Below are 12071 nucleotides of genomic sequence, written 5' to 3'. Positions count from 1 at the left end.
AATGGCTACGCTGAGCCGGAATAGGATTCGCCTGCCGTTCGCAGGTTTTCTCGCAACTCTAGACGCTGCCAACTATTCATGGACAGCAAACGTGCAGTTGCTCGGCCAACCGCCGTCTTGCCGACGATTGTCACGCCTTGCCACATAAAATGTTCCGCCCAGCGGTCGCGACGAGGATGATATAAGGGCACTAACTCACTCGATTCAGGATCGACGCTGGCGATATTAGGACCCTTGTGAAAGTTGCAGTGGTTGCACGCCAGTGCCAGATTCTCGAGTTGAGTCAAACCACCGTGCTGACGCGCAATCACATGTTCGATGTGGAAATTGACAAAACGTGAAGCAGCTTGTGGCAGGCAGCAGTATTCGCAGGTTTCTTGAGCGCGGTCACGTACAATCGCACGAAGTGACTGGTCCATTTTGTTCACTTGTGCAGCAAACTACGCGCATGGGCCTGCAACATGGCAATGACATCGATCGCGCTCAAATAGCCGAGATACTCCTCGCGTTCGCGATCGTCGAGCTGGCCTTCACTGGCCCGGTCCGCCAGGTAGTCGATGCGAGCCTGCATCGCTTCATCGGCGCGCATGGCGACAACTTTGGTGGCGACTTCCGGAGTAAGGCAGTCGGCGAATGGCTGCAAAAGTCGGTCGAGATGGACTGTAGCACTCATGATGTGGTCCAGGTTCGTAGACACTCTCCTCAAGTATCGTACCACCCCTATCTAGCCGACGCCAAATTCGGTTGCATTGCCGCAGAACGCCCTACGGCGGTCGTTGCCTAACACGAGGACCCCGGCGACTGTCGACGAATCTGCCCCTCCAACTCCCGCAGGTTCAGTGGATCGCTGGGGTCGAGCTTGAGCAAATCGGCAATCGTTTCAAGCGCCAGCTCATACCGTTCCAGCTCTCGCAGGCAGGCGCAGAGCCCCTTGCTGGCCTCGTAAAAGTCGCGGTTGCCAGCCAATTCGTACGGCAGCGTCCCACGCAGGCCCTCTTGGGGCAACGCCTTCCGACCGATCTTGTAAGCGTAGCCGAAATGGCCCCGCGCGAGCTTAACATCCCCCTCCAAAAGTGCGATCTCCCCCAGCAGCTTGTGCGCCGCGATGAATTCACTGCACCCGTCCAGCAACCACCGCAACTCGTCCTGGGCGATCTCGAACTCCCCCGCCGCGAGCATCTTCTGGACTTCTTCGATATCGTCCCGACGCTGCCGGGCACAACGCGGAGGGACCAACTCGAAACGGTCCGAGTTCTGCAGGCGACGATAATTCACGTCGCTCGAACTGCGCTTCGGTGGTGACGGCGCGGATGGGGATCTCGGGCCTTGCGAGGGCTTCCCGCGCGAGCGCTTCCCCCGGGGCGGGCCCCCTTTTTTCGGACGACGCTTCGAAGGTTCTGGCAAGGCTCGTACTCGTTCTGACGTAGCCACGGCTGGTCGGCGTGCGAATGTACGAAGGTAATGGACGCCGGGCGTTCCGTCCACGGCCGCCGGAGCGCTCGGTCGGCGATCCCCCGTTTGTGCGCAGGCAACCGCCGCGCTACAATCTCGCGACCATGCCCCGTGCCAAACGTGCGACTCCCGCAATTCCCGATCCCGCCAGCCATGCCTGGAAGCGGCAGCTTCGTCGGCGCTTGCTGGCCTGGTTCGAGCGGCACGCCCGCGATTTGCCCTGGCGCCGCACGCGCGATCCCTATCGCGTCTGGGTCAGCGAGATCATGTTGCAGCAGACCCAGGTTGCGACGGTGGCGAACTACTTTCCTCGCTTCATCGAGGCCTTTCCCACGATCGCCTCGCTGGCCGCGGCGCCCGAGTCGCAGGTCTTGCGACTGTGGGAGGGGCTGGGCTACTACCGTCGCGCGCGCCAGTTGCACCGCGCGGCGGGGGTTGTCCTCACCGAGCACGGGGGCCGCTTTCCCCAGGACGCGGAGGTGGTCCGCCGCCTACCCGGCATCGGCCGCTACACGGCCGGCGCGATCCTTTCCATCGCCTTCGACGCGCGCCAGCCGATTCTCGAAGCCAACACGCTGCGCGTGGCGAGCCGTTTGTTGGGCTACCGCGGCGATCCACGCGGCACGGCAGGGCAAAAAGTGTTGTGGCAGGCTGCTGAAGACTGGTTGCCGGATCAGCGCACCGGCGCCTTCAATCAGGCCTTCATGGAGTTGGGGAGCCTCGTCTGCAAGATTCGCGCCCCGCAATGCGACGCCTGTCCCGTGGCCGCGTTGTGCGTGGCGCGGCAGGCGGGACTCGTGGCCGAGATTCCACCACCGGCGACGCGCCCCGAAGTGGAAGAGGTCACCGAAGCGGCCATCGTCGTGCGGCGCGGCGGGCGCGTCTTGCTTTGCCGTCGCGACGCCTCGGGCCGCTGGGCCGGCATGTGGGATTTTCCGCGTGTCGCACTCCAGAAGAAGACGGCCGCCGATCGCGTCTGCGAGATTACCGCCTATCTGCGGCGTGCGACGGGGCTCGAGGTGGCGTTGGGCACGACGCTGGCCACCCTGCGCCACGGCGTGACGCGGTATCGCATCACGCTCGAATGCCTCACGGCCGAGGCCCTCTCCGGCCGCGCACGACCAGGCCCAGGCTGCGACAAGCTCGCCTGGGTCTACCCCTCGCAGTTGGGCGAGTATCCCCTGCACGTGACGGGGCGGAAACTGGCCCGCCTGCTTGCTCGCACGAGCGACTGACGCGTGGCGGGAATCCCCCCGTCCAGAGACTACCGACGTTGTCCGGTCGGTTTGAACCATCCGCGCAAGCGACTGGCCTGTTAATAAAGCCCCGCGCCAAAGGACTGCGGCGGGTCCTGCCGCGTCTGGCTTTGCTGCGAGCGTTGTTTCTGATGCGGCGTCTGCGGCTGGTTGCTGTGCTTGCGATGTGGTCCGTGGTGCGGGCCCTTCAGTCCCTCGCGCTCGCCCACCGTCTGCGAGGTGGTCTTGGCCGCCGCTCGCTGGATCTGGGCGGGATCGAAGGCCTCGGCCACATAGTCTTCGTGATCGAAGTCGTCGTAGTTCGAGACGTAGCCCGGCAGCTTGGCCTTCTCTTGCTCATCGTGGAAGGCGGCGATGATGCGAGACTGGATCAACTCGCGACACGTGGAATTGATCGGGTGGGCGATATCGGCGTAGAGCTTGGCCCGCCCGTTGTCGTCGCGCAGGGCGCGGTCTTCTTTGAGCCGCAGACCGCACTGATTGCAGAAGGCAGCACGCAGATGGTTCTTGCAGCCGCATTGTGGGCAGCGCGAGGTCAACTTGCGACTCGGCATCGCCACGAAGGGTCCGTTCGTCCCTTCGATGATCTTCAGATCGCGAATGACGAAGCAGTCGTCGAAGGTGATCGAGCAGAAGGCCTGCAGCCGGTCGCCGGCTTCATCCATGAGCTTGATGCGGACCTCGGTGATTTCCACGGCCGTTCTCCTTCACTGGGGGGGCGCGTCTAGCGGCAAGCGCGAACGGCGTAGACCTGACCCAACCCACGCGCCCTCAAGCGCGCGGCAACGTGCTGGGCCTGCCGAGCATGACGGACGAGTCCGAAGTAGGACGATCCGCTGCCACTCATCTGGTGCCCTAGCACATCTAGTCCAGCAAACGCGGCGTTCAACCGCCTGATCCATGGCGACAACGATTCGGCCGCCGGTTGCAACCGGTTGTGAAACAGACGGCCGGCCGACTCCACTTTTCCTCGCCGAAGAGCGTCGACCAGCGGCGCAGCATCCCGGGCCTGCTCGGCCGGCCGACAAACACGAAACACGTCGGCCGTCGAAAGTCCCACCGGGGGGCGCACGACGACGAAGTGCAGATTGGCAGCCAGCTCGAGCGGTTCAATCCGCTCCCCCCGGCCACGGCACATCGCCGGTCCATCCCCCAGAAAAAACGGCACGTCGCTCCCCACCTCGGCCGCGAACTGCAACAGCTCGGTCCGAGGCAACCCCAACCGCCAAAGTCGATCGGCGGCCACCAGGGCAGCCGCTGCATCGCTCGAGCCCCCGGCCAAACCCGCCGCCGACGGAATGCGCTTCACCAGATGAATGCGAATCCCTCGCCTCAGGCCGGCCCGCTCGCGGAGCAGCCACACCGCTTTCACTGCGCTGTTATCGGTTCCCTCCGGAAAATCCTCGGTTTCGAGCTGCGCCTCGGCGCGATAACCGACGGCGAACTCGCACGTCAACGAAATCTGTCCGTGCGCGTCATCATGCACACGCAACGTATCGAACAAAGCGATCGGCACCAGGAGCGTTTCCAGCTCGTGATATCCGTCGCTGCGACGACCTAACACCTCGAGGAACAGATTCAACTTGGCCGGCGCCGAGACCTCAACGCCTTCGGACCACTCGCGAACATACATGCGTTCCGGCTTTCCCCACTCTCGAAGAACGAATGGAAGATGACTGGTCGTGCGGAAAGCAGATCGCCTACAAGGTTCGTCGGATTCTCCGTACTTTCGTGTACCTCTCCGACCGTTCGGCGAGTAGAACACTCGCCCGCTACTGAAAAGATCGGCGAAATGCCGGGCAGTTCGCCAAACTGGTCCGGAATTCTAGCCACCCCATTTCGCGTGGTCAATCTCTGATCGCCTCCCCCGCGTTTTCACGCTTCTCTTACGCGATGTTACAAATCACGCGCCTCACCCGGACCAGGGCCATTGTACTGCCCAAACTCACCCCGTCGTGGCTCACCGCGCAACCACGATGCACCCACCTCTTTCATCGGCTGTAAAGACAGGCGAAGTATTGCACGAGCGTGCAGTGCAAGTCCGCACGTTGGCCGGGGCTTCGGATTGAGCGTCGCCCGAACCAAATTCCGACCCTCGCTAAGGGTTTGCTTTAGCTGGCGGGAGAACTATTCGTCCCCCGCGGATTTTGGCTTCGACTCCAGACTCGCGCAGACCAGTTCCTTGTCGTTGCGGGCAAAGACATGCCGGTACGCATAGGCCGGGTGCGCCCAGCAGACGCCGTCGCGCCGGGCAAGCTGATCGGTCGTCGGATCGAGCAGCTTCGTGCGGCTGATCTCGTCGAAGCCCTCGGGCGTGAGACGGCTGATGATCAACTCGCCCCGCTCGTTGAACATCCAGATGCGGCCGTCGTTCTCGACCATGTGGATCGTGCTCCAGCGATTCTTCGGCGTGGCCGTGAGATTCTCCCACACGCGGTCCCCAGTCGCCGCCTCGAGACAACGCAACTCGCCATAGCTATCCACACCGTAGACGTAGTCCCCCTTGAGATAGGGCGTGCTGATGATCGAGTGCAAACTCTCCGTGTGATTCTCATCGGGCCCCAACCGCCGCCAGATCTGCTCCACCGCTGGCTTGTCGGGCAGCAGCAGCAGCATGAGCGACCCGTCGTAGAACGACGACACAAAGAGCTTGTCGCCGTCGACCACGGGCGTCGTGATGGCGATGACCATCCGCGTCGGCATAAAGGGATGTTGCCAGTAGACGCTCCCCGTTTTCGGATCGAGCCCCGCCACATGGTCTCCCGTCCAACAGACGAGCACCTGCTTGCCGGCCTGCTCGATCAAGATTGGCGCCGAGTACGAGGCTCGATCCTCAAGCGCCTTCCAGCGTTCTTCCCCCGTCTGCTTGTCCCAGGCGACGATGCACGCCCCCTCCGCGCCGCCAATCTGCGCGATGACCAGATCGTCGACCACGATCGGCGAGGCCGAGATGCCCCAGATCGGCATCTCGATGCGATACTCCGCATGGCAATCATGTTGCCAGAGAATCTTCCCCGTGGCGGCATCGAAACAGAACAAGTGCCCCATCGTACCCAGCGAGTAGGCGCGTCCGTCGTCGACGATGACCGAGGCGCGTGGGCCAGCCTGATAGCCGACATTGCTGTAGTCGCAGTCGTACGAGTGCAACCAGATTTCCTGGCCCGACTTCCAATCGAAACAATGCACGCGTTCGATCTGTGCCGGCTCAAGGACGCGGTCCGTGACATAGACCCGACCATCCGCCACCGTGGGTCCGCTGTAGCCGCTCGAGATCGGCACGCTCCACTTCAAGGGCAGCCGCTCGACGTCGAACTTCTCGACAACGCCATCCTCACGCCACACACCATCGCGCTGGGGACCCCGCCACTGCGGCCACTCGTCGGCCGAAGAAACCACGGGCACAAACATTAGACAAAGCGCAGCGAGACGAGCAGCGTGCAGATTCATAGCCGTGGCAACTCCAAGAACTCGAACGAGACCTTGCTCAGTATAGGGGGCCTATCCCGGCTCGTCCTAGAAACGGGAAAAACGGGTGTGTTCTGGGTTGGTGTTACTGGGGGGCTTGCCTAAGAACTGCCCCGCCGCTGCATCCGGTGGGTTGTTTCCTAACTCGGTGTTGCTGACTCGTCATCCGCCTCCGGCACCGTTACGCGACGAATTCTATAGCCCTCCCACAGCAGTGCCGCTCCTACTAGCGCGAACACGACCCCGAAAACTATGCTCGGCCAGAATACGAATCTCGTATCCCGCACAGGGTTGAAAGCGAGAAGAAATGGCACCAGCAAGAGAGGGGTCGACAGGCAACAGGAAAGCATCGCGACGATGTAAAGCAGCAATCCGATTACCTGCCATCCAAACCCCGACCGAACGGTCCTCGTTGCTTCCTCGGTTCCTGGTGCCACGGGCGGTTGGTATGGGTTCTCGTCCATTCCCGCATTCTAAACCCCATCTTGCACGTTTGCTGAATTGCCGGCACACGGGTAATCCCCGTCTCGGAACCAGCGCTCCGAAAGGAATCCACCAAAAACGGGGCTTAAAGAGGCACAATTCATCCCGGCAGTCCCCCCGCTCGCAGAGTAGAATAGCCTAGATATTCCACCAACCGTCCCGCTGCCATCCACGCTGCCCACCTCGATGGATAGCCCCGCTCCAGAGTCTCCCGCCGCATCCCCGGCCGGGTCGCATTCCTCGCCAGGCATCCTGCTGCGCCTCGAAAACGTCTCCAAGACCTTCCGCATGGGCGAGGTCGAGGTGAAAGCCCTCAAGCACGCCACGCTCGACATCTACGAAGGCGAACTGCTCGTCCTGCTCGGTCCGAGCGGCTCGGGCAAGTCCACCCTGCTCAACATCCTCGGCGGACTCGACACCCCCACCAGCGGACACGTCTGGTTTCGCGGCCAGGACCTGGCCAACCTCTCGCCGCGCGAGTTGACCCGCTACCGCCGCGACACCATCGGGTTCGTCTTTCAGTTCTTCAATCTCGTGCCGACGCTGACCGCGCGCGAGAACGTGATGGTCTCGACCGAGATCGCCCGCGCGCCACTCGACGTCGACGAAGCGCTGCACCTGGTCGATCTGGCGAAACGCAGCGATCACTTCCCGTCACAGATGTCCGGCGGCGAGCAACAACGCGTGGCCATTGCTCGCGCCGTGGCGAAGAATCCCGAACTGCTCCTCTGCGACGAGCCGACCGGCTCGCTCGACGTGCGCACCGGCAAGATGGTGCTGGCGCTGTTGGCCGACCTGCGCCGCAAGCTCAACAAGACCGTCATCGTCATCACGCACAACGTGGCCATTGCCCACATGGCCGATCGGGTGGTGCGCATCAGCTCAGGCGAGATCCACGACATCACCGTCAACGAGACTCCCTCCTCGGCCGAGGAGGTCGACTGGTGAGTGTCCTGGACGTCAAGCTCCGGCGCGAGCTGCGGCATTCGGCAGGCCTGCTCCTGGCCATTGGTAGCATCATCGCCGTCGGCGTCGCCTATCTTGTCACCACGCGCTCCGCCTATCAGAACCTCAGCGATGCCAAACGCGTCTACTACGCGCAATGCCGCATGGCCGACTTCTGGATCGATTTGAAGAAAGTACCCCTCGCCGACCTGACGTCGCTGGGCGAGATCCCCGGCGTGAGCGAGTTTCGACCGCGGATCCAGTTCTTCGCCACCGCCGACGTGCCGCGCGTCCTCGAGCCGGTCAACGGCCTGGTCCTTTCGCTCCCCGATCGGCCGCGGGCGGTGATCAACGACATCGTGCTGCGCCGCGGCAGCTACTTCACCGACAACCGCGACAACGAGGTGATCGTCAGCGAGGCCTTTGCCCGCGTTCACAATCTGCATCCCGGCAGTTGGATCCACCTGCTGCTCAACAACCGTCGGCAAGACCTGTTCGTCGTCGGCACCGCCATCAGCAGCGAGTTCGTCTATATGCTGGGGCCGGGCACGTTCATTCCCGATCCCGAGCATTTCGGCGTCTTCTATCTCAAGCAAAGTTACGCCGAAGAAGTCTTCGACTTCGACGGCGCCGCGAATCAAGTGGTCGGCGTTCTGACCCCCGAGGCCCGCGCACGCCCGCGCGAAACGCTGCGCCGGCTCGAGCTGGCCCTGGCCCCGTACGGCGTGTTCAACACGGTCTCGCTCAAGGACCAGTCGTCGAACATGTACCTCAGCAACGAGATCCAGGGGCTCGGCACCTTCGGCTCGGTGATGCCCCTGATCTTTCTCACCGTGGCCGCCCTCGTGCTCAACGTCCTCATGACACGACTCACCGAGCAGCAACGTATCGTGCTCGGCACCTTCAAGGCGCTGGGCTATTCGAGCGCGACGATCATGTTGCACTTCCTCCGCTTCGGACTCGTCGTGGGGCTCATCGGCGGACTCATCGGGTGCGGGCTGGGCTATTGGTTCGCCTCGTTCGTCACCGGCATGTACCGCCAGTTCTACGAGTTTCCCGAGTTGCCTAATCGCATCTATCCCTGGACCTATTTCGGCGCCGTGGCGATCAGCCTCACGTTCGCCATGCTGGGCACCTTGCAGGGCACCCGTCACGTGCTGCGTCTGCAACCGGCCGAGGCCATGCGTTCCAAACCTCCCCGCCAGGGAGGCGCCATTCTGCTCGAACGCTTCACCTGGTTCTGGAACCGGCTGACCTTCGACTGGCGCATGGTGCTGCGCAGCGTCGTACGCAACCGCGTCCGCACGGGCGTGGGGCTCTTTGCCGCCGCCATGGGATCGAGCCTGCTCGTCTGTGGCTTCTGTCTCGTCGCGGCGACGTTCGAGCTGGTCGATATCGAGTTCCGGCAACTCTTGCGCAGCGACGTCGACCTTACGTTCAAAGAGGCACAGTCGATCGATGCCCTGCGCGAGGCGCGCCGTCTGCCGGGCGTCGACGATGCCGAACCCGTGTTCAGCGTGTCGTGCATGTTCGAGAACGGACCGCGACAACGTCTCGGAGCGGTCCGCGGCTTGACGCCGGGCGCTCAGCTCACCGTGCCGCGCGACGGCGAGGGCCGCCCTCTACGCGTGCCCGAGGTAGGGCTGACGATGAGCCGCAAGATGGCCGAGTTGCTCGGTCTGAAGCCCGGCGACATGGTCACCGTGCGCCCGATCCAGGGCTTGCGCATTCCGCGCCAGGTCCCCGTCGTGCAGATCACCGACACCTTCATGGGACTCAACGTCTACGCCGACATCAACTACCTGAGCCACCTTGTCTACGAAGAGTCGGCCACGAGCGGCGTGCAGCTCAAGACGCAGTCGAACCGCGCTGCCCGTGCGGAACTCTTTGCCGCGCTCAAGCAATTGCCCGCCGTCGAGGCCGTCAACGTGCGCAGCGACCTGATCGAGAACCTGCAGAACACCGTGCTCAAGAACCTGCAGGTGATGATCTCGATGCTGGTCCTCTTCGCCGGCGTGATCTTCTTCGGCAGCATTCTGAATGCCTCGCTGATCAACCTGGCCGAGCGGCAACGCGAAGTAGCCACCTTGCGCGTCTTGGGGTACGGCGAGTGGCAGATCGGCGGCTATTTCTTCCGCGAAAGTCTGCTCGTGAACCTGGCCGGCACGCTCCTCGGCTTCCCGCTCGGCTACGCGATCACCTTCGCCATGGTCCTGGCGTACAATAATGAGTTGTTGCGCATTCCCATGGTATTTCCGCCCACGGCCATCCTGTGGACCATGCTGTTGAGCATCTTTTTCGGGTCGCTGGCGCACGTGTTCGTCCAACGGTCAATCAACCGCCTGGACTGCGTCGAGGCCTTGCAGATGAAGGAGTGACGGCCGAGAACCGTCTTTGGAGCGAGAGGCTATGAAACGCATCATCATCCTGGCTGCCGTGGTTATCCTGCTGGCGATCGGTGGATTTGCCTTCAGCCGGTTGTCGACCGGGGTGCCCGTCGAGGCCGCTCGCGCCCAAGTCGACAAGATCGCCGAGTTCGTCGACGAGCAGGCCAAGACGCGCCTGCCCACGGTCTACGAGATCACCATGCCCTTCGACGGGCGAATTCTCCCCATCGAGTTGACCGAGGGGATGCCGGTCTCCCAGGGGCAGTTAGTGGCGCAGCTCGTCCCCAAGGATGTCGAGCTCGACGTCGCCGCCGCCGAAGCCGCCGTCTCGCGGCTCGATGCCTCGCTCCGCGAGAACAACGATATCAGCGTCGAGGAAACGACCCTCGCGCAGACGAAGCAGTTCGTCGAGTCGATGGACCGCACCGTCGAGGCCGCAACCGAACGGCTCAAAGCGGGCGAGGCCCGGCTCGGCTACGCCGAAAAGAATCTCGGCCGCGTCCAAAAGCTGGCCGAGCAGAACGTCAAGAGCGCCGAGGAACTCGACCAGGCGCAGACGCAGTTCGTCGAGCGCAACGTCGAGTACAAGCAGGACAATCTCACGCTCCGTGCGATGGAGGCCATGCAGGCCGCCACGGCCCTCACCCCCACCATGGCCCGGCAATACATCGATCGCAAGCGACTGAGCGGCGACGTACTCGAACGCCAAAAGCTCGAGGCCGAGATCAAGCTGCAGCAGGTCGAGCAGGACAAGCAACGCTCGGTCATGGCCAGCCCCGTCAGCGGCACCATCCTCGAACGCCACGTGACGAACGAACGCCCCGTGGCGGCGGGCACCGTGCTCGTCTCGATCGGCGACCTGAGCCAACTCGAGGTCGAGGTCGACGTGCTCAGCCAGGACGTGGTGAACATCAAGGAGGGAGACACGGTCGAATTCATGGGACCCGCCGTCGGCAAGCCCACGGCGCACGGCACGGTCAAGACGATCTACCCCGCCGGCTTCACCAAGGTCAGCTCGCTGGGGGTCGAACAGCAGCGCGTCCGCGTGATCGTGCAGTTTCTACCCGAGGATCTCCAACGGCTGCGGAGCGAACGTGGGCTGGGGGTCGGCTATCGGCTCGACGCGCGGATCTTCACGCGTTCGAAGCCCGAGGCGCTCGTCGTCCCCCGCTCGGCCCTCTTTCGCGGCGCGGACGATGGCTGGCAACTTTACGTCATTCGCAATGGCGTCGCGCGCCTGCAGCCGGTGAGCGTCGGGCTGATGAACGACCAACGCGTCGAAATCACCCAGGGAATCGAGATCGACGATCTCGTCGTGCTGGCCCCCGAGACGACCCTCACCGACGGCACCCGAGTCATCCCCGTCGTCCGCGACTAGCAACCCAACCCGACGAGCTTTTCAACGCAAAGGCGCGAAGACGCAGAGACGCAAAGAGTTTTATCCGTTAGGGATTTTACACCTGATAAGAGTTCGTAGTGCTTGTGGTAATCCTTCAGCGTCGTATCACCACAACGACCTACGACACAAAGAAGAACAATGTCTTCCCTTTGCGTCTTTGCACCTTCGCGTCTTTGCGTTGAAATCCTTCCAAAGTTCGACTCGAGATTCAAGCAGACTTGCGCAACCCCAAAGCCTGGGTAATCACCGGGTCGGGCGCCTGACTCAGCGCTTGCGGATCGACCCGCAGCGCCTCGAGCACCATCGCGAGGTGTTCCTCGGGCCCCACCGCCAAGTCGATAAAAAGCCACTTCTGGCCACGCAGCTCGCAGGCGCCGCCGCCGCTCCCCCCCAACCACTCTTGTCGCACCCGATACCCTAGTCGCTCGGCTAGGGCCAGCGCTCGTTCGAGCAGATCCACCGTGTGCATCCTAGCTTCTCCAATTGAACGACTTCCCTGCCGTCAGGTCCGCGCTAGCAGACCAGTTGCCGGGATTATAGCCACCTCCGTTGCAGTCGCCCACGCTGCTTCGACGATACGACCATGTCTCGATAACAAGGGGCACGCGCAAGAGTTAAGTGACAGCCGACAGGCAAGCGAGCGAGACCGGCCGTGTCGCGGAAGGTTGCGCGGAGTGGGTGGTT

At 62.9% G+C, this 12071-nt stretch carries 11 protein-coding genes; 4 read left to right on the top strand and 7 right to left on the bottom strand.

The window, feature by feature from the left end; all coding sequences use genetic code 11:
- Positions 1-5: 5 nt before the first annotated feature.
- The 3 genes from KF708_22020 to KF708_22010 all read right to left on the bottom strand — a co-directional run bounded on the left by KF708_22020 (position 6) and on the right by KF708_22010 (position 1275).
- Complete coding sequence (locus KF708_22020; GenBank protein MBX3415376.1) at positions 6-419, bottom strand: HNH endonuclease; 414 nt, start codon at positions 417-419, stop codon at positions 6-8.
- Between the two features lie 5 nt (positions 420-424).
- The gene (locus KF708_22015; GenBank protein MBX3415375.1) at positions 425-697 is read right to left on the bottom strand and encodes a hypothetical protein; all 273 of its coding nucleotides are present in this window, start codon (positions 695-697) and stop codon (positions 425-427) included.
- Positions 698-780: 83 nt separating this feature from the next.
- Entirely contained in the window at positions 781-1275 is a 495-nt protein-coding gene (locus KF708_22010) for a hypothetical protein (protein MBX3415374.1), read from the bottom strand.
- 281 nt (positions 1276-1556) lie between these two features.
- Here KF708_22010 and mutY point away from each other — a divergent pair, with 281 nt between their 5' ends.
- The gene (gene mutY / locus KF708_22005) at positions 1557-2687 is read left to right on the top strand and encodes an A/G-specific adenine glycosylase (protein ID MBX3415373.1); all 1131 of its coding nucleotides are present in this window, start codon (positions 1557-1559) and stop codon (positions 2685-2687) included.
- Between the two features lie 80 nt (positions 2688-2767).
- On the opposite strand, the gene KF708_22000 is transcribed toward mutY, so the two are convergent.
- The 3 genes from KF708_22000 to KF708_21990 form a co-directional block, all read right to left on the bottom strand.
- Positions 2768-3403 carry a SpoVG family protein gene (locus KF708_22000; GenBank protein MBX3415372.1) on the bottom strand — a complete coding sequence of 212 codons (636 nt, stop codon included), beginning with the start codon at positions 3401-3403 and terminating at the stop codon, positions 2768-2770.
- A gap of 29 nt (positions 3404-3432) precedes the next feature.
- The gene (ispE, locus tag KF708_21995) at positions 3433-4341 is read right to left on the bottom strand and encodes a 4-(cytidine 5'-diphospho)-2-C-methyl-D-erythritol kinase (protein ID MBX3415371.1); all 909 of its coding nucleotides are present in this window, start codon (positions 4339-4341) and stop codon (positions 3433-3435) included.
- 494 nt (positions 4342-4835) lie between these two features.
- The gene (locus KF708_21990) at positions 4836-6116 is read right to left on the bottom strand and encodes a PQQ-like beta-propeller repeat protein (protein ID MBX3415370.1); all 1281 of its coding nucleotides are present in this window, start codon (positions 6114-6116) and stop codon (positions 4836-4838) included.
- Positions 6117-6842: 726 nt separating this feature from the next.
- Between KF708_21990 and KF708_21985 the strand changes: the two genes are divergently transcribed.
- The 3 genes from KF708_21985 to KF708_21975 are packed head-to-tail and all read left to right on the top strand — an operon-like array spanning position 6843 to position 11366.
- On the top strand, positions 6843-7604 hold the full coding sequence (locus KF708_21985; GenBank protein MBX3415369.1) for an ABC transporter ATP-binding protein: 762 nt from the start codon (positions 6843-6845) through the stop codon (positions 7602-7604).
- Positions 7601-9979: an ABC transporter permease gene (locus tag KF708_21980; GenBank protein MBX3415368.1), complete on the top strand. Its 2379-nt coding sequence runs from the start codon at positions 7601-7603 to the stop codon at positions 9977-9979. Before KF708_21985 ends, KF708_21980 begins: the two co-directional genes overlap by 4 nt.
- 31 nt (positions 9980-10010) lie before the next feature.
- On the top strand, positions 10011-11366 hold the full coding sequence (locus tag KF708_21975; GenBank protein ID MBX3415367.1) for an HlyD family efflux transporter periplasmic adaptor subunit: 1356 nt from the start codon (positions 10011-10013) through the stop codon (positions 11364-11366).
- Between the two features lie 229 nt (positions 11367-11595).
- On the opposite strand, the gene KF708_21970 is transcribed toward KF708_21975, so the two are convergent.
- Complete coding sequence (locus tag KF708_21970) at positions 11596-11856, bottom strand: hypothetical protein (GenBank protein ID MBX3415366.1); 261 nt, start codon at positions 11854-11856, stop codon at positions 11596-11598.
- Positions 11857-12071: the final 215 nt, after the last annotated feature.

It is taken from the genome of Pirellulales bacterium (genome assembly GCA_019636335.1).
GTDB lineage: Bacteria > Planctomycetota > Planctomycetia > Pirellulales > JAEUIK01 > JAHBXR01.
The sequence above is the reverse complement of the archived record's forward strand: the minus strand, read 5'-3'. Positions and strand labels throughout refer to the sequence as shown.